Consider the following 21,671-nt stretch of genomic DNA (forward strand, 5'->3'; position numbering starts at 1 on the left):
TTAAAAAATTCGTTATTGTCGAAAAAATTTATACAATTTCTCAAATCACCCTATTTTTCTCAGCTCTATGGTAAAATAAGCTGTGAATCAAATTCAAGGAAATAGAGGGATTAGGATGGAGAAAGAGTGGGAGCTTTTTCTGGCACCGTATGAACAGGCTGTTGGAGAAATGAAAGTCAAGCTGCGCGGTATCCGCAAGCAGTTTCGAGAGCAAAATAAACATACACCTATTGAGTTTGTAACTGGTCGTGTAAAACCAGTAGATAGTATTTTAACAAAGGCTGCGTTACGAAATATTCCAGTTGATCGTTTAGAAGATGAAATGCAGGATATCGCAGGACTTAGAATCATGTGTCAGTTTGTTGAAGACATTCGTCAAGTAGTAGATATTATTCGTAATAGAAAAGACTTGAAGATCATTCAAGAGCGAGATTATATCACGAATAAAAAAGAGAGTGGTTATCGTTCTTATCATTTAGTGATCGAGTATCCTGTCCAGTTGATTACAGGGGAAAAAATGATTTTAGCTGAGATTCAAATTCGGACATTGGCGATGAATTTTTGGGCGACGATCGAACACTCGTTAAATTATAAATATCAAGGTGCTTTTCCGGAAGAAATGAAAGAGCGGCTACAGCGTGCTGCCGAAGCTGCTTATCAATTAGATGAGGAAATGTCAACGATTCGTGAAGAAATTCAGGAAGCCCAACATCTTTTCTCACATGGACGAGGCAAGTCAAAAGATAATTACTATCAACGATTAACGGACAATAAAGAAGAGTCAGACAAAGAATAGGAGGAGTGAAATGAAAGTAGCAATCGTTCATAATCATGAACAGAAATCTAATGAAGTTACCAGGCATTTGCTCCTGCTTTTGAAAAAGAATAAAATCGAGATCGATGATCATCAGCCAGATCTTGTTATTTCAATTGGTGGCGATGGTACATTATTATCAGCGTTTCATCGTTTTAGTCATCGATTGGATAAAGTAAGTTTTTTAGGTGTTCATACTGGACACTTAGGTTTTTATACAGATTGGCGTGATTATGAATTAGAAGAACTAGTGCAAAGTCTTTTGGTTCACCAAGAAAAAAGTACTAGTTACCCTTTGTTAGATGTGAAAATCAGCTTTCATGGTAATAAACCAGATAAACATTTTCTTGCATTGAATGAATCCACGATCAAACGTGCGAATCGTACAATGGTTGCAGATGTGTTTATCAAAGATGAACTTTTTGAGCGATTTCGTGGCGACGGATTATCTGTATCTACACCAACAGGATCTACCGCTTATAACAAAAGTATCGGCGGAGCAGTGTTGCATCCGAGTATCAATGCTTTTCAACTTGCTGAAATAGCTTCGTTGAATAATCGAGTTTTTAGAACATTAGGTTCACCGATCGTGATTGCTCATACTGAATGGGTGGAAATCAAACTTCAGGAAAGTAATGATTATTTAATTACTGTAGATCAATTGGATATTTATCAAGATGATATCAAGTCGATTTATTATCGAATTGCGGATGAGCGCATTCATTTTGCCTCATACCGACATATGCATTTTTGGCATCGAGTAAAAGACGCCTTTATTAGTGAGGATTAATAGATTAATGGAATTTAATTGGATCGTAGAAAAAAAAGAACCTCAACAAGTAAAATATTTTTTAAAAGAACAAGGTGTCTCTAAGGGACTTTTAGCAAAGGTAAAGTTTCAAGGAGGCAAAATAGAGGTCAATCAGTCTGTGGAAAATGCACTGTTCAAATTGTCCTATGGCGATCAAGTAAAAATCACGATTCCTGATGAAAAGGAACACGAGACCTTACTTGTTGATGATGTGCCAATCGATATTGTTTTTGAAGATGATCATTATTTAGTGGTCAATAAGCCAGCAGGTGTGGCGTCTATACCCGCTCAATATCATCCTAATGGAACGATGGCTAATCGTGTAAAAGCCTATTACAAAGCGCAAGGATACAAAGATCAAGTCATACATGTGGTGACTCGATTAGATAGAGATACTACTGGCTTGATGTTGTTTGCCAAGCACGGTTTTGCACATGCCATGTTGGATCAGGAATTGCGAAAAAAAGAAGTGATCAAAATTTATCAAGCGTTGGTTGGTGGCGATGTATCTGACTTAAAAGACCATACAACTATAAAACTTCCGATTGGTCGCGATTTATCTTCTATATTAAAGCGAACAATAGTCGAAACTGGACAACAGGCAGAAACAGAATATTGGTTAATGAAACGCAAAAATGATGAAGCGCTAGTAAATATTCAACTTCATACTGGAAGAACACATCAGATCAGAGTGCATTTTGAAGCGATTGGTTGTCCTTTGTTGGGTGATGACATGTATGGTGGTAAAATGGATAGTGGGATTGATCGTCAGGCGTTACATTGCTGTCAGTTGAGTTTTATTCATCCGTTTACAAAACAGCGTTTAGAGTTGACTTCTCCTTTAGCAGAGGATATGAAAAAAATTGTTGATCGATTATAGTATAGAAAGGAGAGGTATGTGTGAATGAAGGGCAAGAAATGGAAGAGCATTTCTCTTTGTTGTTAGAAAAGCTAAAAAAACAACAAATGGCTGAATTTCGAGAGCTGTTTTTAGCACTCCATATTTATGAGCAGGGACAATTCTACCAATCAATTGATGAAGCTGATAGAAAGCAAATTTACAGTTACTTATCTCCTAAAGAATTAGCAGATATGTTCGATGTTATCGAAGAAGATAATGAAAACATGAAAGATTACATTGCTGAAATGCGTCCAAGTTATGCCGCTGAGATGCTATCAGAGATGTACACCGATAACGCAGTTGATTTACTGAATATGCTTGATAAAGGGCAAAAAGCGAAATATCTAAGTTTGATGAGTACAGAAGATGCTGGTGAGATCAAAGAATTGCTGCATTATGAAGATGATACAGCAGGATCGATCATGACAACAGAATTCGTTTCTATTGTTGCGAATCAAACTGTTCGTTCTGCCATGTATGTATTGAAAAACCAGGCTGATGTGGCGGAAACGATTTATTACGTTTATGTAGTAGATCAGGAAAATCATTTAGTCGGGGTTATTTCTTTACGTGATTTGATCGTAAATGATGACGATACAATGATTGCTGATGTATTGAGTGAGCGGGTTATTTCGGTTCATGTAGGGGATGATCAAGAGGACGTTGCGCAAACGATTCGGGATTATGATTTCTTAGCTTTACCAGTTACAGATTATGACGATCACCTTTTAGGGATCGTAACAGTTGATGATATCATTGATGTTATTGATGATGAAGCTGCTAGTGATTATTCTGGTTTAGCTGGGGTTAACGTGGAAGAGGTCAGTGAAAATCCTATTAAAGCTGCTTCAAAACGTCTGCCTTGGCTAATAACATTATTATTTTTAGGAATGTCTACAGCTACTTTGATTAGCCATTATGAAGAATTAGTTAGTGAAGCAAGTATTTTAGCTGTATTTATTTCATTGATCACAGGAACGGCAGGAAATGCTGGGACACAATCATTAGCCGTGGCAGTTAGGAGACTAGCTGTATCAGACGAAAAAGATAATAACTTTGGTCGTTTGATCATGAGTGAAGTATTAACAGGTTTAGTGACAGGCGCGGTGACAGGAGTAGCGATTTTTATCGTTGTCGGAATTTGGCAGCATAATTTCCCGTTAGGATTTGTAATTGGAATGGCTATGCTTTGTGCTATTACGGTAGCTAATTTGGCCGGAAGCTTGATTCCTATGCTGATGGATAAACTAGGTTTTGATCCGGCAGTCGCTAGTGGTCCGTTTATTACTACGCTGAGTGATTTGACTAGTGTACTGATCTATTTTAATATCGCCAGCCTTTTTATGCAGTATTTCGTATAATAAAAAAGCGAAGCTAAAATGTTGAATATTAAGTGAGTGCAACAAAACGTTACAAGGTTTTGTTGCACTCACTTTTTTCATGTAAAACTAAAAAAATTTGACATAAGTGATTCTTTCAGATATTATACATACTAACGGTATGTATGGAGGGGGACTTATGGCGCGAAATAAGTATCCAGAGGAAACAGTGAAGAAGATATTGAATGTATCAGAGCAACTTTTTTTAGAAAAAGGCTATGATCATACAACGATTCAGGATATTGTAGATAATTTAGGTGGATTGACCAAAGGGGTTATTTACCATCATTTTAAATCGAAAGAAGAAATCTTTAATACTATTTTAGAGAAAAGATATGCGATAGGTGTAACGAGCCAAATTGAGTCTATGAAAGGTATAAGTGGCTTTGAAAAAATCAGGAAAATCAATTCGATGAGTTTGCAGGCGTTAGAACATCAAAAAATAGCCTTTTCTGCAAAATCACTCATTACTAATCCTAGAATTATTGGGGAATTATATGCAGAAGCTTTTACGAACATTATTCCTTATATCAAAACTTTAGTAGAAGAAGGGATCGAAGATGGATCGATCAAAACAGATTACCCTCAAGAAATTGCTGAATTGATCGTACTTTCGACTAATATCTGGTTAGCTCCTTCACTTTATGAAATGAATGAAAATGATCTTTTAAACAAACTTCATTTTTTTAAAATGTTATATGAAGGTGTAAACTTTCCTTTAATTGATGAGGAGTATATCAAGGATGCCATGACTATGTTTAGAGCGATACAAAAATAAAAATGCGTTAATTGCGTTTTTATTTTTGTATAATACATACCGAAAGTATGTAAGAGTAAATTTTTTTAAATCTATACATACCGTTAGTATGTAAAAGGAGTGTGTTGAATGATCAAAATCAAAAGTATATATCAATCGTATGAGAATAAGAATGTTTTAGCTGATTGTAGTCTGGAAGTTTATCAAGTAGAAATTTATGGGGGATTTGAGAAAATCGGGGGTATAGTTGAATGAATTATATTAAATTAGACGATCAAAAAAATAATTTAAAGCCTTATCTTTACAGTATGTTTGGTCTTTTATTATTTATCATGGTTATGGTATTTGCAATGGCTCTGGTTGGTGCAACACTAACCCCTGTTGTACCAAGTTACTTAGTTGTTTTTAGGGATAAAAAATTATTTATTCTTTTTAGCCAAGTTCTTATTCAATCTTGTTTCGCTATTTTTTCAGCCGTGTTGTTTTCTAAGTTTGTTATAGAAGATTACCGAGAACGTCAGGTTGTTTTATCATCTTCTTATCCAATCAGTCGTAGCAGAATTTTTTGGAATAAAATGATGTTTGTCAGTTTTTGGACAGTAGCTGCAACTTTTTTTACAATGATCATTTGTTTAGGGGCGTTAGCAGTTAGTTCAGCATATATTCCGCTATTAAATGGAGCGGATCTATTGTTGAGTTGGCCGATTATTCTTAAAGGAGCCGTAAATTCCAGTTTAGTAGCATTGATGATAGGAATTATCTCACTAGCTGTTGGTTTTAGAAATAAATCGATTATATCAGCAATCATAACTGCATTGATTCTTTGTTCAATATTAAGTAATATCATGCAAATAGAAAACAGTTCTTTGATTTACGGTTTCTACGGAATCTTATTAGCTGTTTCTGTTGGAGCAGTTGTTTCCGTTGCAAATAAAGCAAAAAAAATGGAAGTGAGCTAAATCAGTATCAAAAAAAATACTAGGAGGGAAAATAAATGATCAATGAAGTAAATCAAAAAATTAATAAACTTAATAAGAAAGTAGGAGTAAAGGTTCAATTACCGGAGCTTAGCAGCCGTCGAATGAATCAAAGCGCTGTTATTAATTTGATTATCGGTGGTGGACTAGTCAGTACAGGGGTATTTTTTGAAAGGAAGGAGTTATTTTTGTTAGGCAGCTTAGGGCTTTTGGGAAGTTTAGTATTGAGTATAGAAGCAAAAAAAATAGAAAATAAAGCAAAGTAGAAGTCTTCTGCTCCCACCGTTTATCTAGATTACATGTGGGTGGGATATGACTCGAAGAGTTATGTCCCACTCACTTATTATTAATATGAATCTACAATTTTTGTTCCATGCACTTCGTTAACGTGCAATGCATTTATAACCATTTCAAGGTTTTTTCCAGAAATACCGCCACCAGGTAATATAATGATTCGTTCGTTGGCATAGTCGATCAGTTCTTTTAAGTGACCAAAATTATCTTCAATAGGCGTTCCAGCAGAGCCTCCATGTGTCAAAATACGATGAACATCATGTTCTGCTAACCAATCGATCGCCTTAAATTGATTTTCTTTACTTAAAACATCAAAAGCCATGTGGAAAGTAATTTGCAAGCCTTCAGCCGTTTCAATCAAAAGTTCCAATGCTTCTTCATCTAGCCAGCCGTCTTTTGTCAAACAGCCTAATACAACGCCGTCAGTTCCTATTTTTTTTGCTTCAATTAGATCTGTATGCATGATTTTAAGCTCAATATCATTATAGACAAAATCGCCGCCTCTAGGTCTGATGATTGTCATGACAGGAATCGATTTTTCTCCAGCATATGAAACAACTTCTTCGATAACACCTGTGCTAGGCGTTGTACCGCCCACAGATAGGTTGTCACATAACTCGATACGACCAGCACCATTTCGTATGGCAGCCGGGATATTCGTAAAATTTTCGGCACAAAATTCTTTGATCATTCTTTCCACTCCTTGTTTTTTCTTCACAGGCATTGTACCATAATTCTGGCGGTTGCCAAAGTCTTCTTGTCGTTGTAAGATAAATAGCGACAGTTTAGTAGCTGGCTTTAGAATTTTAGTGAATAGGAAGTAACGTTATGTTGAAAAAAATTGATTTAGCTCGTAATTTTTTAGAAACACATCAAGAACAATTTCTTTGTCCAGTGTGTAAACAGGCATTTCAGCTGAAAAACTATAGTTTGATTTGTGCAGAGAATCATCAATTTGATTTATCGAAAAAAGGAACGATTTATTTTTTATCCCATAGTATTCAGACCGAGTATAATAAAAAAATGTTGGTTCACCGAAGTAAGATGATCCAAAGTGGTATGTATCTGCCTTTATTAGAAAAGATCATTGATTTAATGAATCTAACTGGAGACACGCTAGATGTAGGTTGTGGTGAAGGCAGTTTTTTATCAGCACTTTCTAGTATGGGGTTGGCAGGTTCTAAATTTGGTTTTGATATTTCAAAAGATGGCATTTATTTGGCTAGTAATCAACCAATCGACGCTTTTTGGTGTGTAGCTGATTTGACGAATTTGCCCTTTGCGGATCAATCGATGGATACTGTTTTGAATATTTTTTCACCTTCTCATTATCAAGAATTTCAGCGTGTCTTGAAAAAAGATGGAACAGTGATCAAAGTGATTCCTGAAACAAATTACTTGAAAGAATTAAGAGCCGCTTTTTATCCAGAAGATGAAATCAAACAGACGTATTCTAATGAGAAAGTTTTAGCCAAATTTTCTAAAGAAATGGATGTCTTAGCTAATGAACGGGTGACATTTACGTTTGCTATTCCTAAAGAGAATCGTTTGGATTTATTAGAAATGTCTCCGTTGGAATGGGGCGTGGCTGAACACGTCAAAGAAGAACTGAAAAGAAATCCATTATCGGAAATCACAATTGACGTTCGCGTGTTAAAAGGAAAGGTTAGATAGCGCTTACATTTAGTTAATTCGTGAAAAGGTATTGCAAAGCTCTGATAATGGTGTTATATTACATACAAGTTGTTTTTTCGTTGGTTTTTATCAGGTTCCTGTTCTGATAAAAGTTAGTGAAAAGAGCTTCACTAACGTAGCGACTCGCAGTGATTGACACCGAGGCGATACGTTTTTTTTTATGTTAATTTTAGTGAAAAAAATAAATATTGTGCTATTCAATTGAAAGGAAACTTGTACTCATGACAAATCATATCGTATTATTTGAACCTCAAATTCCAGCAAATACGGGTAATATTGCTCGAACATGTGCTGCTACAAACTCACCCTTACATCTCATCGAGCCGTTAGGTTTTTCTACAGATGACAAGCACTTGAAACGAGCTGGTTTGGATTATTGGAATGATGTGAATATTACTTATCACAAAAATCTAGCAGCGTTTTTAGACTATGTAGGAAACCAACCCTTGCATTTGATTACTAAGTTTGCTAATCAAACGTATAGCGAAGTAGATTATACAGATAATCAAGATCATTATTTTATGTTCGGCAAGGAAACAACCGGTTTACCAGAAGAATTTATGCGTGAAAATGAAGAAAAATGTCTACGTATCCCAATGAATGATGAACACGTTCGTTCATTGAATTTATCAAATACAGTAGCCTTGGTTGTTTATGAAGCCTTGAGACAACAAGATTTTCCAGCGCTAGAATTAAAGCATCATTATGAAAATGATAAGCTAGACTAAGATGAATAAAAAAAGCTGTTCCTTCATTTTTAGAAGTGACAGCTTTTTGTTTATCAATAGTGAATCTGAATAGGATAAAGTTACTCATGCAATTCCAGTGGTAAACCATCAGGATCAAAGAAAAAGGTCATTTTTTCACCAGTAAACGTATCTGTCCTTACAGGTTCACACTCTATTCCATTAGAACCTAAAAAATCGATCACTTCATTGATATTTTCAACTTTAAAAGCTAAATGTCTTAGACCTAATGCTTCGGGATATGAAGGACGTTTGGGGAGATTTGGAGAAATAAAAATCTCCAATTCATGGACACCTAATCGTAAGTCTAATTTGATATCATTTTTATCGTCTCGTTGATTTTCTCTGATAATTTCAAAACCAAGCTTCTCGACATAAAACTCTTTAGTTTTTTGATAATCAGAGCAATTGATAGCAACATGATGAATATGGTTAAAAAACAAAATCGGTTCCTCCTTAAAATAAAAGCGCAATAGGCTCGCTCAACTCTGACGGAAAAATAGAAAACGATGATTGTGACGTTCTTTGTCACAGGCAGCGTTTATCTTTTATCCGAAGAGCTAGCCTATGTAGCTAGATAAAATAAAAGCGTAATAGGCTCGCTCAACTCTGATGGAAAAATAGAAAACGATGATTGTGACGTTCTTTGTCACAGCCAGTGTTAATCTTTTATCCGAAGAGTTAGCTTACTGAGCAGAATATTCAGCCTTCGTTATTATAACCTACTTCTTTTTTTTTAGGCAATCAGACAGGTTGGGTTTCTTTTTTCCTCTGATAGTTGAATGGAATTTTCGTAGTGAAAATGATACACTGGTTAAGATAAACAACAAAGAATAAGCACCAAAACAATAAATACGAATCAAGGGAGCAAAAACATGAAATTATATTTTACTCGCCATGGAAAAACTGAATGGAATCAGGAACTGCGTTTTCAAGGAATGAGCGGCGACTCACCATTGCTTCCAACAAGTTATGAAGAAATAAAATTACTAGGACAAACAATCAAAGATGTTCCTTTTGAAAAAATCTTTTCAAGTACTTCACCGCGTGCCAAAAAAACAGCGGAAGGGATCAACCAAGAACTAGAACAGCCTGTAGAAATCGTTTATACAGATCAATTAAAAGAGCTAGGTTTGGGGAAATTAGAAGGTCAATCTATCGCCGAAATGAGAAAAATGTACAGCAAAGAATTAGATCATATGCGGTATCAATTAGACCGATACAATCCTGAAATTTTTCAAGGAGAGCCGATAGAACAAGCAATTTCCCGTATTTCTTCAGTTGTAGAAAAGGCAGTAGATGCAGGGGAGGGCCCTTACCTTTTTGTTGGACATGGCGCATCATTAACAGCGGCGATTCAGGCACTTTCTGGAAAAGATTTATCAGAATTGCGAAGTATGGGTGGGCTTAAAAATAATAGTTTGTCCATTTTAGAGAAGACAGAAGACGATCAAGATGAATCGTATACATTAAAGTTATGGAATGATGATTCATTTTTATTGTAGAAGCATTTTAGGATAGAATCGGGGTGAAGTCGATGGAAACACTGTTTGGAGAAACGGAAAAAGAATACGTAGTCGGACAAGTTCAGGCAATCTTTTTTCAAAACCCCAGCAATTTTTATAAAGTTTTATTAGTGAAAATTACGGATACGAATACAGATTACCTAGAAAAAGAAATCGTGACGACAGGAAGTTTTGGCCAAATTCAAGAGGAAGAAATTTATCGCTTTTTTGGACATTTTGTGGATCATCCTCGTTATGGTAAACAATTTCAAGTTGATAGTTACCAGCAAGAACGGCCAACATCTGCCAGTGGTGTTGTGAATTATCTTTCTAGTGAAAAGTTTCCAGGCATTGGAAAACGAACGGCTGAAAAAATCGTAGAGATTTTAGGTGAGGATGCAATCGACAGGATTATTGCTGCTCCGGATGTCTTAGAGGAAGTTCCTCAATTAAATGAAAAAAAACGCCAAACAATTATTGAAACGATCCGCTTAAATCATGGGATGGAGCAAGTGATTGTTGGGCTAAACCGTTACGGGTTCGGTAGTCAGCTTTCGTTTGCTATCTATCAAACTTATAAAGAAGAAACGTTGGATGTCATTCATGAAAATCCTTATCAATTGGTTGAAGACATTGAAGGAATCGGTTTTAAGCGAGCAGATAATATTGCGGAACAGCTGGGAATTGGAGCAGATTCGGATAAACGTGTACGGGCTGCAATCACTCATGAAATCTTTCAACACTCTGTTCGTTCAGGGAACACCTATGTAGAAGCGGAGATACTACTTAGAGAAACAATCAATACGCTTGAAGCCAGCCGACCTGTTGAAATTTCTCTGGACCAAGTGGCAGAACAAATTATCCATTTGGTAGAAGAAGGTAAAATTCAGCAAGAAGGCACGAAACTCTTTGAAAATAGTTTATATTTTTCTGAATGGGGGATCGGGACGTCAATTCAACGGTTACTTTCTCGAAAAAAAGAAATCAAATATGATAAAAAAGAGATCGAAAAAAACATTCGCGGCATTGAAAAACGACTAGGAATTCTTTACGGGGATTCCCAACAAGCAGCAATCGAAGAGGCGATCAAAGCCCCAATGTTTATTTTAACTGGTGGTCCTGGTACTGGGAAAACTACTGTAATCAATGGAATTGTTTCTCTTTTTGCAGAGTTAAACGGACTTTCTTTGGATATAAAAGATTATACCCAAGATATGTTTCCTATTTTATTAGCGGCACCCACAGGACGTGCTGCCAAACGAATGAACGAAACAACTGGACTACCGGCAAGTACCATTCACCGCTTGCTTGGATTGACAGGTCGGGAAAAAAATCCCAGTATGACGGCCAAAGAGCTTGAGGGCGGTTTACTGATTGTCGATGAAATGTCGATGGTGGATACTTGGTTGGCGAATACTTTATTCAAAGCAATTCCGACTAACATGCAAGTGATTTTTGTTGGAGATAAAGATCAATTGCCTTCTGTTGGACCAGGACAAGTTTTACACGATCTCCTGCAAATCAATGAGATTCCGCAAAAAGAATTGACTGAAATTTATCGACAAGGTGATGGTTCAAGTATTATTCCATTAGCCCATGAAATCAAGCAAGGAAAATTGCCTCAAGATTTTACTGTCAATCAAAAGGATCGTTCATTTTTTCCAAGTGACGTCTATCATATCGAAACCTATGTCCGTCAAATCGTGACTAAAGCCAAAGCCAAAGGTTTTTCACCACAAGATATTCAACTGTTGGCGCCGATGTATCGGGGAGCTGCTGGAATTGATGCCCTCAACAAGATGATGCAGGAAATTTTTAATCCAAATGATGGGTCGAAAAAAGAAGTAAAATGGAATGAATCGGTCTATCGGATTGGGGATAAAGTTCTGCACTTAGTGAATACGCCTGAGCTTAATGTGTTCAACGGAGATATGGGTGAAATCGTTGGAATTATTTTGGCTAAGGACTCAGAAGACAAAGTCGATGAATTAGTGATCCAATTTGATAATAATGAAGTCAGCTATAAACGAAATGAATGGAATAAAATTACTCTTTCTTATTGTTGTTCGATCCATAAAGCGCAAGGTAGCGAGTTTAAGATGGTTATTTTACCGATGGTTCATCAATATCACCGCATGCTGCAGCGTAATTTGCTTTATACAGCCGTTACTAGAAGTAAGGATATACTTATTTTATTAGGTGAAGTTCAAGCGTTTAATACGTGTGTTGCTCATGAATCGGCCAGCCGTTTGACGATGCTGAAAGAGCGAATCACTAGTGCGGATGATATGACTTTGACAACCAGAATGCAGTTGGAAGCATATGAAGAAGGATTGAATAAAGAATCTCCATTTTCTGATGACCAAGAAAAGCAGCCTGTTGTTTATGAAGCTGTAAAAGAAGAAAAAACTACGGTAGTTGAAGAAACGATTGAACCTGTAGCCATCAAACAAAAAGCTGAAGCTATTTCATTATTTAGCGAGCCTGTTCAAGAAATAACTGAACAAATCGATGAAACAATCGACCGTTTATTAACACCTGATTTAGTTCAAGCACAAACGATTGATCCGATGATTGGAATGGGCCAGACAAGCCCTTATGATTTTATGAAATGATCAATGAGAGGTTGGGACATGACTCAAAGAGTTATGTCCCAATCACTTTTTTTATAGTATTATTTCTTGCTTTAAGATTCGATTGATGTATATAATAACAAACAACACGTAAAGCTGTTCAGTAATAAAAGCAGGTACGTTATTTTGGTAGAAATGAGGGAAGTTAATGAAAGAACAAGCACAATCGGGAAAGATTCAAACAGACACATTTTTGGCGCAAATCGGAAATCATCAAAACCCAGTAACTGGATCAATCAATACGCCTATCTATTTTTCAACGACGTATGAGCATCCAACGCTAGGTGAGTCGACGGGCTATGATTATACGAGAACCAAAAATCCAACAAGAGAAATTGTAGAGTCGGCGTTAGCGACTTTAGAAAATGGCGCAGTTGGTTTAGCGACTAGTTCAGGAATGAGTGCGGTTCAATTAGTGATCAGTCAATTTCCAGTGGGGAGTCAAATTGTTGCATCTAGAGATTTATACGGCGGTAGTTATCGCTATTTTAAAGAGTTGGAAAAACAAGGAATGTATCAGTTTATCTATGTTGACGATGAAGCTGGTTTTGAAAAAGAGATCACAGATCAAACAGCGGCTGTATTTATTGAAACACCGACAAATCCATTGATGAGGGAAATTTCGATCGAGCATATCGCAGTTTTTGCCAAAAAATATCAAGCGCAAGTAATCGTTGATAATACCTTTTATACACCGTTGATTCAGCGGCCGTTAGATTTAGGTGCAGATGTGGTGGTGCATAGTGCAACGAAGTATTTAGGTGGGCATAATGATTTGTTGGCAGGTGCTGTGATTGCTCGTTCAAAAGAAGTGGGTGAACAATTAGCTTATAGTTTGAATACGACAGGAGCAGTTTTATCGCCATTTGACAGCTGGCTTTTAATCAGAGGGATGAAGACATTATCATTGCGGATGGAAAGACACGAAAAAAACGCTCAAGCCGTTGCAGAATACTTAAACAACAATGAGCAGGTCAAAGAAGTATTTTACCCAGGACGGGGTGGTATGTTGAGTTTTAAACTCAAGAAACAAGCATCGATCAAAGAATTTTTGCGCAATTTATCAATTTTTACATTTGCAGAAAGCTTGGGTGGCGTGGAGAGTTTAATTACGTATCCAACGACTCAAACACATGCAGATATTCCAGAAGCTTTAAGAGAGTCTTATGGACTAACTTCGGATTTATTAAGAATTTCAACTGGGATCGAGGCAAGTGAAGATTTGATTGCAGATTTGAAACAAGCATTTGAAAAATGAAAATAACCGGTGTGACAAAAGTCATTTAGGTTTGAGCAATTGGACAAAAAACCACACAATGCGTTTTATGCATTGTGTGGTTTTTAGAAAATTATCGAAGAACCAGATTTTTTCACACCGTTTATACAGATTTTTGTCCCAGTCATTATTTTTACACTAAAACCAGAATAATCTAGTTTCTGTTCCAAAGGAAATGTCGGTACTTCTTTTTCCTAAAATCTCACCATCCGCATGAACATATTGCGGGATAGTAGAAACGATGCGAAATTTACTAGATTGATAATGATGGAAGTATTTGGAATTCATCTGCTTTTTTTGAATCAATAAAATAATCAGCCAAAAAATCTTAAACATATTGATTCGCTCCACTAAAACAAAATCCAAAACTGGTTTGCGAGGATCTGCAACAGGTGCAATCGGAACACCACCGCCAAAGTATGGATGATTTGTCACCGTACATAAAAATGCCTGATCAAACTCAATTTTTTTTCCGTTTATTTCTACGAGAATCGGGAAGCCTTTTTGTGTGAATAACACTTTTAAGATAGAAAAAATATAAGATAATGACCCCATATTGAACTTGTTTAATGCGTGTTTTGATGCTGATGTATTTGCAGCGTTGACGATTGCTGCATCTAAACCAATGCCGATATTATTAACAGCAAGACCAATTTCCTCTTGAATTGATTCAGCATATGTAATTACTTGAATTTCTTGCGGCTTTTCAGCTTTAAGTAGTTGGAAAAAGGCTTTCTCTGCTTGTTTCTCAATACCTACACCACGGGCAAAATCATTCCCTGAACCACAAGGAATATAACCAATCGGAATGTTAGGATCAAAAGCAAGTAACGCATTAAGCACACTATGCAAGGTGCCATCTCCACCGAGAACGACTAGAAGTGGAAATAATTCGATATCCAACTCAGCAGTCCAAGGAATTAGTGTATCTTCTGCTAATTTTTGAACAATTTCAATTTCATGTCCAGCATGATCTGTATAAAAAGTCGTATAATCTATGTTAGCAGTTTGAAGCTGTTTAATGATCTTCTCAGCCGCTTTTGAGCCTGTGCCGCTGCCAGCATTTTCGTTGATAACGAGATAAAAATGTTTCTTCATTTCCTTCCTCCCTGTACAAAGTCTTATTATAACAGACATGGGAAAAATTAAGAATGACAGATGCTTGAAAATGTACGAATAGCAAATGAAAAAGTTAAAATAATGATTTGAATCAGGTATTTAATGCTAGTTATCATTGTTAAACGATCGATTATGAGATATAATGCCTACGTATCATTTTTTGAGGAAACGGATCCTCGACAAGGTTCATCAACCATCCCTTGTAAAAAAACTCGGAGAAAGAAGGGGAAACTATGCAAAAAACTGTTACGACTAACAGTAAAGTAAAAGCAATTACTATGAATGGAATTGTCATGGCGTTATATCTAGGGTTAACGATTTTAGTAGCACCTGTTTCGTCAGGACCGATTCAATTTAGAATTTCTGAAAGTTTGAATCACTTAGTTGTCTTCAATCGGAAATTGATGTGGGGCGTTTTAGGTGGCGTCGTTGTCTACAATTTTTTCTTTGGCTTTGGTGCCATGGATGCAATGTATGGTGGACTGCAATCCTTTATTTCACTAGGACTGACAGCCTTACTGCAAAAAAGAGTACCTAATGTGATTGCTCGTTTAGCGTTGAATACATTATTTTTCACTGCAACGATGTGTATTATTGCATATATGTTAGCACCAACAGGCGGAGCAGCCTTTTGGGGGAATTACGCAACATTAGCTCTTAGTGAATTTGCGACGATGGCGATAGCTGCACCAGTGATGTACTGGATCAATAAATCTGTTCATTTTGAAAAACGACTTTGATTAAAAAAGTCTAATAAGTATGTTTATAAAAGAGACTGGTCCAAGACTAAAAATAGTTTTGTGCCAGTCTTTTAAAATTTTCTCACCATTTTCATGAAAAACTTTACTGTTCCTCTTGAATAAATTATGATATGGTAATACAGAAGCAAAAATGTGGAGGAGTTTTTTTATAATGTTTGAATTTAAAATTGGCGTAGATGCCAAAGAACACGATAAATTTGTGGAAAATCATCCCTTATGCAATTTATTGCAATCATCTGCCTGGGCTAAAGTAAAAGATAATTGGGGTTCAGAAATTGTCGGTGTTTACGAAGATGGGAATTTAGTTGCCTCTAGCTTAGTATTGATCAGACCGTTACCAATGAAGTTTACTATGCTGTATACACCAAGAGGTCCGATCATGGATTATACGAATTCAGAACTTGTGGCGTTCTTTTTAAAAGAGCTAAAGCAATTTGGTAAGAAAAAACGCGCATTATTTGTGAAAATGGACCCGACTGTTCACTATAAAGATTTCCATCTAGGTGAAGAACAGATAATCGATCCAAAGGCTCAATTAGTTATTGATAATATTAGTGCAAGTGGTGCCAAACATCAAGGGTTGACGATGGCGATGGATGCAACGATCCAACCCCGTTTTCAAGCCAATATCTATAAAGAAGATTTCAGCGAAGAACAGCTATCAAAAAGCACTAAGAAAATGATGAAACAAGCGCAGAAAAAAGGCGTTACAGTTAAAATGGGGCATGCAGAGTTGGTAGATGATTTTGCTAAAGTCATTGAACTGACAACTGAGCGCCAGAATATTTCACTGAGAAATAGCGATTATTTTGAAAAATTATTAACGATTTATCCTGAAAATTCGTTTATCATGTTAGCGCAAGTGAATTTGAAAGAACGTTTTGAAGAAACAAAACAGCGCTTTGATAAAAATAAAGAAGATCTGGCGAACTTAAAAGAAAATCAAGTGAAAAAACGTCATACTTTAGAAGAACTAGATTTTTCTTTAACTCGTGAAATGACCGAATTAGAAGAAAATATCGCTCATTCTGGTGATATTGCTGTTGTGGCAGGTGCCTTGGCAATTACTTTTGGTTCAACTAGCGAAATTCTTTATGCTGGGATGGATGATCGTTATAAACGCTATATGCCAGCTTATCTAACTTGGTTTGATGCCATCAATGAATGTTTTGAACGTGGCTGTACATCTTGTAATATGGGCGGATTAGAAGGTAGTTTGAGTGATGGTTTGATTAAGTTTAAGTCTAATTTTAATCCAACGGTCAATGAATTTATCGGCGAATTTGATTTACCTGTCAATGGGTTACTTTTTAAAGCCAGTGAATTTGCTTATAAACTAAAAAAACAGAAAAAATAAAAGCATAAATTTAGAAGCTGAGGCATGACTTACAGAGTCACGTCTCAGCTTCTTTCTTATATTATTAAATCAATTCCCAAACAGGTGTGTTTCCTGGCTGATTGCCTTGCGTCCACCATTTAGCTTTATAGGTTTTCCCTTGGAAAGTTACAGTATCGCCACCGTTGTAAGCTCTATTATATTCCCAATCCATTACTTTATTTGAAAGAAGTTTCCAAACATCAGAGGAATCTGGACGGTTCCCTTGAGTCCACCATTTTGCTTCATATTCTAAACCATTGTAGAAAACTTTATTTCCAGCGGTATAAACTTTATTGCTTTCCCATGTAGAAAGTTGGTTCTCAGCTTCTTTGGTTTTTAGTGTTGTGCTGTCGCTTTTGACTGATTCTTTATTTTTACTGTCAAAAGCTGTGATTTGATACGTATACATTGTGTTGGCTTGTAAATTGCTATCTTTAAAGCTGGCGGTTCTAACAGTACTGATTTTTATACCATTGCGGTAAATGTTATATCCAGAAACGCCAATGGGACTGTTTGATGCTGTCCAAGTCAATGTGATTGAATCTTGTGTAATATTACTAGAAACGACATTGGCTGGTTTACTTGGAGCAGGTGTTTCTATGATCGGTGCTGTTGGTGTTTTTACTTGTAGACCAGCACTTTTATCGGATGATGTACCCATTGTGTTGATTGCAGAAACAGTATAGGTATAAGCTGTATTTGCTTGGACAGTTTTATCTGTAAATTCGGTTGTGGTAGTTCTAGCAATTTCTCTGCCATCTCTGGAGATACTATATTCTTTGATTGGTTGGTTGCCTTGAACGGCGTTCCATTTGATTTTTACTGAATCATGTTTTACATCTAGCGCAGAAAGATTGGTTGGTGCAGCTGGTTTTTCTGGTTGAACGGGATCAATCGGGCTGATTGGATTTTTCATTTCATCACGAGATTCCCAGATTTTATGAGTTAATTTAGGGTACTTTTGAATGGCTTGTTTTGTTTCTGCTGTAACTGGCAAGCCCCACATTTCAAAGTACGGCAATAAATTTTTATTGGCGATTTTTGAAGTAGAGGTGATAAAGTATTGCTGTTTCGCTGAATCGTTTGCTAAACTTTTAGCTTCTTCTCTGTATAATTTGTGCAATTGAGGATAAAAATCATCGCCAAAGGCTAGTTCTAATTGCCAGAACATGCCTAGCTTTACAAAAAGATCACTGTTGTCATCATAGTTTTTATTGGTTTGTTTGAAGTAAGCAAAAATTTTATCGTAAACGCCGTCACGTTCTAAACGACTTTTGCCGCCTAATTGTTTTTCACTTCTCATGCTATAAATATTCACAGTGACTTCTGTCTGGTTTTTCCACGTCATTCGGTTCATTTGGTAAGTATGACCAAATTCGTGCATCGGTCCCCAAATATTGTCAAGATTTGCAGATAATACGTTTGGCATTCCTGTGTTTTTAGAATAGGCAGTGTGACTGAACCAAGCATACATATAGAAACCAGGTTCTTGTGTTTCCCGCATGTGTTGAACTAATCCTCGGTTTCTTCTGTGTAACGAAGAGCTATTGTCTAAACCAGATGATTCATCATGAAATTTGACTACTTTATCATAGGTTTCCACGATTTGTTTTGGACTTTTCACATAGTTCAGTGTAGCTTTAGAACCAGTGACTAAAGTATGAGTGCCGACCAATTCATAACCGGGTGCATTTGGGTTTTGTCGGACTTGATTTTGCCAGTCAGCTTCAGTCGTTTTTCCTAAGATAAAACGAGGTAATTTTATTCCACCATCAACTGTTACAACTAATTTTTGTTGTGGTGTAGTGTTTGAAATATTTTGGATATGAATGATGCCTTCACTTGTATTGTTAATTGTGTTTTTACCTTTTTTCAAAGTGAGTTGTTCTGAATTTCCTTCTCGGTATTGATTCAATGTGATTGGTGAGATGGAGTAAGTCGGCATTTGTGTTTGATCGGTACGTTCGTCTACATAGATCGTAATACTGTCAGTACTTCTTTTGTAAACACCCGTCGATTGATTATTACTAGCACCAAAGGTATTATCTAACTGAGTTTTACGATAAAGCTTAGTGTCCTCAGACTGTATAAGTTCAGATTGTACACCTGCATGTAGTTTACCAGCGTTTTGCTCTATTTTTGTGTTTGTGTCACTGGTTGTTGGGTCAGCATATGCATCTGTTGTTTGTAAAATACCAACGGCTACAACTGCTAGTAATGATATTCCCAAAGAAATGTAGCATTTGTTCTTTTTCATTTTTATTTAAACCTTCTTTCTTTTACTATAAATTTAGTATAGAGGAGTTTATTTTTGTTTTAGGCCAAAAATAGTCTCAAACTAGAGCTTTTTTGACCACTCGATAAGATTATCTAAGTGAAAAAAGGTAAGAAAAGATGGAAAGCACGTAGAAGTTATTTTTATATTCCGATATAGTTTGTTTTTTATTATTAAACGTTAATAAACAGATTTCCCAGCAAATGCTTCAATCAAAAATAGTTGGAAAATGAACGCTTATGATTGGCTTGTTCAATTCTATTTATTCTGACTTTATCTGTTTAGGCGATGAGTGACAAATCTGTAGCGCAGTCATATCTTTTTTATTAAAAGTGATATTTTTTTGATTTAAATAATAAAAAAGGAAATATTATTTCTTTTTTTATATAAAAATATTGAAAAAAAAGTTCTTTGATTGTATGATGGTTTTGTCGATGAAGAAATCGTTTGATCATCGATGAAGTTTGAACGCATAATGAACAATAAAAAATCGGAAATCTAAAAAAGGAGGAGCATGTGTCATGCAAAGCAGTTTGGTTGCATTTCGTGATTATTGTTTAGTCGATCGATTACAAAATAAATAAGTATACGCAATTATGTTGTTATTCAACTAATGTTTTTTGTAAGGGCTTTTATACGTAGTTAAATGTAAATTAGGAGATGAGATTATTGAAAAAGTTTACTGAATTTATTGAAGAACATTTAGCAGGTCCAATGGCAAAATTGGCGAATCAACGCCATTTACGTGCAATCAGAGACGGAATCATTGCCACATTACCGTTGATTATTATTGGTTCGTTTTTCTTGATTATTGCCTTTCCGCCGTTGCCGGCTAGCTGGGGTGTGACAGAGTTTTTAACCTCAAACGCAGCAACGATATTGATGCCGTATCGTATGACGATGTTCATCATGACTCTTTATGCGACATTTGGGATTGGTGCGAGTTTAGCTAAAACGTATAATTTAGACGTTATTTCTGGTGGGATTTTGTCAACGATTGCTTTTCTTTTGACCTTTGTTCCAGTCAATATTCCGGTAGAAGCGCTAGATGCAGCCGGAACATCAGGATTTGTCTTGCCAATGGCTAATTTAGGCGGCGGAGGGATGTTTGTTGGGATCATTACATCGATTCTTGCTGTGGAAATTTACCGTATTACAGATAAATCAAAATTCAAAATCACAATGCCGGAGCAAGTGCCGCCAGCTGTTGCTCGATCTTTTGAAACATTGACACCAACCTTGATTGTTATTTTAGGAATCTCTACGCTGACGTACTTCATTGGCTTTGACTGGCATTCGACAGTATCTAAAATTGTAAGCCCTTTAGTAAGCGCAGCAGATAGTTTGCCAAGTGTATTATTGCTCATTTTTTTGGTGACATTCTTTTGGTCTTTTGGCATTCATGGAGTTTCGATCGTTGGTTCATTAGCTAGACCTTTATGGTTACAATTATTAGACGGAAACACAGCAGCTATGGCAGCTGGAAAAGAATTGCCGAATATTGCAGCAGAACCATTTTATCAATGGTTTATCTGGATCGGTGGTTCAGGTTGTACGATTGGTTTGGCTCTTTTGTTAGCCTTTAAAACAAAATCTCAATTCGCTTCAAAATTAGGGAAGGCGACTTTAGCTCCTGCTATTTTTAATATCAATGAACCTTTGATTTTTGGAACACCGATCGTGTTGAATCCAATTCTGATCATTCCTTTTATTTTAACACCTATGGTAACTGGAACGATTGCTTGGTTTGCTACACAATTTGGACTAGTGAACCGAGTGATATTCACAGCACCGTGGACACTTCCTGGACCAATTGGTGCATACTTGGCTACAGGAGGAGACTGGCGAGCAGCAATATTAAGTATTGCCTTGATCATTGTCTCAGTAGTGATTTATTATCCATTTGTTATGATTTATGACAATAATGAACTGGAAAAAGAACATGCGATAGCAGAATAAAAAAGTTCCATCTAAGAAATGATAAAACGAGAAAGGATATCTGAAAGAATTTCTTTTTTATCATTTCTTTTGAGTTTTATAAACGAAGAAATTCATTTAAAAGTAAGGATGTGAAAAGATGACAAAAGTACTATTTTTAACAAGCTGTATCTTATTCATGGGTGGTGGGTTGTTGTTGACTCATTGGTTAAAAAAGAAAAACTTATTGCCAAATCGTTGGCTGATCGGTTGTCTTGTTTTTTTAGTAGTGTTGATTCCAAACTTACTATTTCCTAATTTACCAGAAATAATCAAACAAGGAGCATATGTTTTTAGCGGACTTCTAGCTGTAGTCTTTTTTGAAAGCAGTCGTTTATTGCAGGAACAAAGAAATCAGCAGACTTAAAACTCT

21 protein-coding genes are annotated in these 21,671 nt (G+C 36.2%); 17 read left to right on the plus strand and 4 right to left on the minus strand.

The genetic code is table 11. The annotated features are described in order from the left end of the window. Window positions 1-115: 115 nt before the first annotated feature. From yjbM to JZO69_RS08780, 8 genes are all read left to right on the plus strand, one after another. Window positions 116-796: a GTP diphosphokinase gene (yjbM, locus tag JZO69_RS08750; protein ID WP_207112503.1), complete on the plus strand. Its 681-nt coding sequence runs from the start codon at window positions 116-118 to the stop codon at window positions 794-796. 10 nt (window positions 797-806) lie between these two features. Continuing rightward, window positions 807-1,604, plus strand: coding sequence for an NAD kinase (locus JZO69_RS08755; RefSeq protein WP_207112504.1), 798 nt, complete (start codon window positions 807-809; stop codon window positions 1,602-1,604). 7 nt (window positions 1,605-1,611) lie between these two features. Then, on the plus strand, window positions 1,612-2,505 hold the full coding sequence (locus JZO69_RS08760) for an RluA family pseudouridine synthase (protein ID WP_207112505.1): 894 nt from the start codon (window positions 1,612-1,614) through the stop codon (window positions 2,503-2,505). 20 nt (window positions 2,506-2,525) lie between these two features. After that, the gene (gene mgtE / locus JZO69_RS08765) at window positions 2,526-3,887 is read left to right on the plus strand and encodes a magnesium transporter (protein WP_207112506.1); all 1,362 of its coding nucleotides are present in this window, start codon (window positions 2,526-2,528) and stop codon (window positions 3,885-3,887) included. Window positions 3,888-4,044: 157 nt separating this feature from the next. Then, complete coding sequence (locus JZO69_RS08770; protein ID WP_207112507.1) at window positions 4,045-4,683, plus strand: TetR/AcrR family transcriptional regulator; 639 nt, start codon at window positions 4,045-4,047, stop codon at window positions 4,681-4,683. A gap of 108 nt (window positions 4,684-4,791) precedes the next feature. Then, window positions 4,792-4,917, plus strand: a complete 126-nt coding sequence (locus JZO69_RS16740; RefSeq protein ID WP_277989627.1) for a hypothetical protein — start codon at window positions 4,792-4,794, stop codon at window positions 4,915-4,917. After that, window positions 4,914-5,621: a hypothetical protein gene (locus JZO69_RS08775; protein ID WP_207112508.1), complete on the plus strand. Its 708-nt coding sequence runs from the start codon at window positions 4,914-4,916 to the stop codon at window positions 5,619-5,621. Before JZO69_RS16740 ends, JZO69_RS08775 begins: the two co-directional genes overlap by 4 nt. A gap of 35 nt (window positions 5,622-5,656) precedes the next feature. Next, window positions 5,657-5,905 carry a hypothetical protein gene (locus JZO69_RS08780; protein ID WP_207112509.1) on the plus strand — a complete coding sequence of 83 codons (249 nt, stop codon included), beginning with the start codon at window positions 5,657-5,659 and terminating at the stop codon, window positions 5,903-5,905. Window positions 5,906-5,985: 80 nt separating this feature from the next. On the opposite strand, the gene JZO69_RS08785 is transcribed toward JZO69_RS08780, so the two are convergent. After that, a complete protein-coding gene (locus tag JZO69_RS08785) occupies window positions 5,986-6,624 on the minus strand; it encodes a copper homeostasis protein CutC (protein ID WP_207112510.1) in 639 nt (212 codons plus the stop codon). A 137-nt stretch (window positions 6,625-6,761) separates the two neighbouring features. Here JZO69_RS08785 and JZO69_RS08790 point away from each other — a divergent pair, with 137 nt between their 5' ends. Both JZO69_RS08790 and trmL read left to right on the plus strand, forming a co-directional pair. After that, on the plus strand, window positions 6,762-7,607 hold the full coding sequence (locus JZO69_RS08790; protein ID WP_207112511.1) for a methyltransferase domain-containing protein: 846 nt from the start codon (window positions 6,762-6,764) through the stop codon (window positions 7,605-7,607). Window positions 7,608-7,849: 242 nt separating this feature from the next. Next, window positions 7,850-8,356 carry a tRNA (uridine(34)/cytosine(34)/5-carboxymethylaminomethyluridine(34)-2'-O)-methyltransferase TrmL gene (trmL, locus tag JZO69_RS08795; protein ID WP_207112512.1) on the plus strand — a complete coding sequence of 169 codons (507 nt, stop codon included), beginning with the start codon at window positions 7,850-7,852 and terminating at the stop codon, window positions 8,354-8,356. Window positions 8,357-8,436: 80 nt separating this feature from the next. Here trmL and gloA2 read toward each other — a convergent pair whose 3' ends face one another. Next, complete coding sequence (gene gloA2, locus JZO69_RS08800) at window positions 8,437-8,817, minus strand: SMU1112c/YaeR family gloxylase I-like metalloprotein (RefSeq protein ID WP_207112513.1); 381 nt, start codon at window positions 8,815-8,817, stop codon at window positions 8,437-8,439. A 432-nt stretch (window positions 8,818-9,249) separates the two neighbouring features. On the opposite strand from gloA2, the gene JZO69_RS08805 reads away from it, so the two are divergent. The 3 genes from JZO69_RS08805 to JZO69_RS08815 all read left to right on the plus strand — a co-directional run bounded on the left by JZO69_RS08805 (window position 9,250) and on the right by JZO69_RS08815 (window position 13,770). Then, window positions 9,250-9,879 carry a histidine phosphatase family protein gene (locus tag JZO69_RS08805; RefSeq protein WP_207112514.1) on the plus strand — a complete coding sequence of 210 codons (630 nt, stop codon included), beginning with the start codon at window positions 9,250-9,252 and terminating at the stop codon, window positions 9,877-9,879. A 32-nt stretch (window positions 9,880-9,911) separates the two neighbouring features. Next, window positions 9,912-12,494 carry an SF1B family DNA helicase RecD2 gene (gene recD2, locus JZO69_RS08810; protein WP_207112515.1) on the plus strand — a complete coding sequence of 861 codons (2,583 nt, stop codon included), beginning with the start codon at window positions 9,912-9,914 and terminating at the stop codon, window positions 12,492-12,494. A 166-nt stretch (window positions 12,495-12,660) separates the two neighbouring features. Continuing rightward, on the plus strand, window positions 12,661-13,770 hold the full coding sequence (locus tag JZO69_RS08815; RefSeq protein WP_207112516.1) for a PLP-dependent transferase: 1,110 nt from the start codon (window positions 12,661-12,663) through the stop codon (window positions 13,768-13,770). A gap of 156 nt (window positions 13,771-13,926) precedes the next feature. Here the strand turns inward: JZO69_RS08815 and JZO69_RS08820 are convergent, their stop codons facing one another. Then, window positions 13,927-14,886: a diacylglycerol/lipid kinase family protein gene (locus JZO69_RS08820; RefSeq protein ID WP_207112517.1), complete on the minus strand. Its 960-nt coding sequence runs from the start codon at window positions 14,884-14,886 to the stop codon at window positions 13,927-13,929. Between the two features lie 254 nt (window positions 14,887-15,140). On the opposite strand from JZO69_RS08820, the gene JZO69_RS08825 reads away from it, so the two are divergent. Then, window positions 15,141-15,647: a QueT transporter family protein gene (locus tag JZO69_RS08825; protein WP_207112518.1), complete on the plus strand. Its 507-nt coding sequence runs from the start codon at window positions 15,141-15,143 to the stop codon at window positions 15,645-15,647. A 172-nt stretch (window positions 15,648-15,819) separates the two neighbouring features. After that, window positions 15,820-17,025 (plus strand): aminoacyltransferase, encoded by a 1,206-nt coding sequence (locus JZO69_RS08830; RefSeq protein ID WP_207112519.1) that lies wholly within the window; start codon window positions 15,820-15,822, stop codon window positions 17,023-17,025. Window positions 17,026-17,089: 64 nt separating this feature from the next. Here JZO69_RS08830 and JZO69_RS08835 read toward each other — a convergent pair whose 3' ends face one another. Then, window positions 17,090-19,303, minus strand: coding sequence for a M60 family metallopeptidase (locus JZO69_RS08835; RefSeq protein ID WP_207112520.1), 2,214 nt, complete (start codon window positions 19,301-19,303; stop codon window positions 17,090-17,092). A 678-nt stretch (window positions 19,304-19,981) separates the two neighbouring features. Here JZO69_RS08835 and JZO69_RS08840 point away from each other — a divergent pair. Next, entirely contained in the window at window positions 19,982-21,280 is a 1,299-nt protein-coding gene (locus JZO69_RS08840; protein ID WP_207112521.1) for a PTS sugar transporter subunit IIC, read from the plus strand. Window positions 21,281-21,398: 118 nt separating this feature from the next. After that, window positions 21,399-21,665, plus strand: a complete 267-nt coding sequence (locus JZO69_RS08845) for a hypothetical protein (RefSeq protein WP_207112522.1) — start codon at window positions 21,399-21,401, stop codon at window positions 21,663-21,665. Window positions 21,666-21,671 lie beyond the last annotated feature (6 nt).

The sequence above is a fragment of the Candidatus Enterococcus ikei genome (assembly GCF_017316105.1).
GTDB lineage: Bacteria > Bacillota > Bacilli > Lactobacillales > Enterococcaceae > Enterococcus_L > Enterococcus_L ikei.

What these genes read in the sequence shown, in the direction of transcription:
- JZO69_RS08845 (WP_207112522.1), top strand. Translation starts at nt 21,399, where the DNA reads ATGACAAAAGTACTATTTTTAACAAGCTGTATCTTATTCATGGGTGGT.
- JZO69_RS08825 (WP_207112518.1), top strand. Translation starts at nt 15,141, where the DNA reads ATGCAAAAAACTGTTACGACTAACAGTAAAGTAAAAGCAATTACTATG.
- yjbM (WP_207112503.1), top strand. Translation starts at nt 116, where the DNA reads ATGGAGAAAGAGTGGGAGCTTTTTCTGGCACCGTATGAACAGGCTGTT.
- JZO69_RS16740 (WP_277989627.1), top strand. Translation starts at nt 4,792, where the DNA reads ATGATCAAAATCAAAAGTATATATCAATCGTATGAGAATAAGAATGTT.
- JZO69_RS08805 (WP_207112514.1), top strand. Translation starts at nt 9,250, where the DNA reads ATGAAATTATATTTTACTCGCCATGGAAAAACTGAATGGAATCAGGAA.
- JZO69_RS08830 (WP_207112519.1), top strand. Translation starts at nt 15,820, where the DNA reads ATGTTTGAATTTAAAATTGGCGTAGATGCCAAAGAACACGATAAATTT.
- JZO69_RS08775 (WP_207112508.1), top strand. Translation starts at nt 4,914, where the DNA reads ATGAATTATATTAAATTAGACGATCAAAAAAATAATTTAAAGCCTTAT.
- JZO69_RS08760 (WP_207112505.1), top strand. Translation starts at nt 1,612, where the DNA reads ATGGAATTTAATTGGATCGTAGAAAAAAAAGAACCTCAACAAGTAAAA.
- JZO69_RS08790 (WP_207112511.1), top strand. Translation starts at nt 6,762, where the DNA reads ATGTTGAAAAAAATTGATTTAGCTCGTAATTTTTTAGAAACACATCAA.
- JZO69_RS08820 (WP_207112517.1), bottom strand. Translation starts at nt 14,886, where the DNA reads ATGAAGAAACATTTTTATCTCGTTATCAACGAAAATGCTGGCAGCGGC.
- JZO69_RS08835 (WP_207112520.1), bottom strand. Translation starts at nt 19,303, where the DNA reads ATGAAAAAGAACAAATGCTACATTTCTTTGGGAATATCATTACTAGCA.
- JZO69_RS08785 (WP_207112510.1), bottom strand. Translation starts at nt 6,624, where the DNA reads ATGATCAAAGAATTTTGTGCCGAAAATTTTACGAATATCCCGGCTGCC.
- recD2 (WP_207112515.1), top strand. Translation starts at nt 9,912, where the DNA reads ATGGAAACACTGTTTGGAGAAACGGAAAAAGAATACGTAGTCGGACAA.
- JZO69_RS08770 (WP_207112507.1), top strand. Translation starts at nt 4,045, where the DNA reads ATGGCGCGAAATAAGTATCCAGAGGAAACAGTGAAGAAGATATTGAAT.
- JZO69_RS08815 (WP_207112516.1), top strand. Translation starts at nt 12,661, where the DNA reads ATGAAAGAACAAGCACAATCGGGAAAGATTCAAACAGACACATTTTTG.
- JZO69_RS08755 (WP_207112504.1), top strand. Translation starts at nt 807, where the DNA reads ATGAAAGTAGCAATCGTTCATAATCATGAACAGAAATCTAATGAAGTT.
- trmL (WP_207112512.1), top strand. Translation starts at nt 7,850, where the DNA reads ATGACAAATCATATCGTATTATTTGAACCTCAAATTCCAGCAAATACG.
- JZO69_RS08780 (WP_207112509.1), top strand. Translation starts at nt 5,657, where the DNA reads ATGATCAATGAAGTAAATCAAAAAATTAATAAACTTAATAAGAAAGTA.
- JZO69_RS08840 (WP_207112521.1), top strand. Translation starts at nt 19,982, where the DNA reads ATGAGATTATTGAAAAAGTTTACTGAATTTATTGAAGAACATTTAGCA.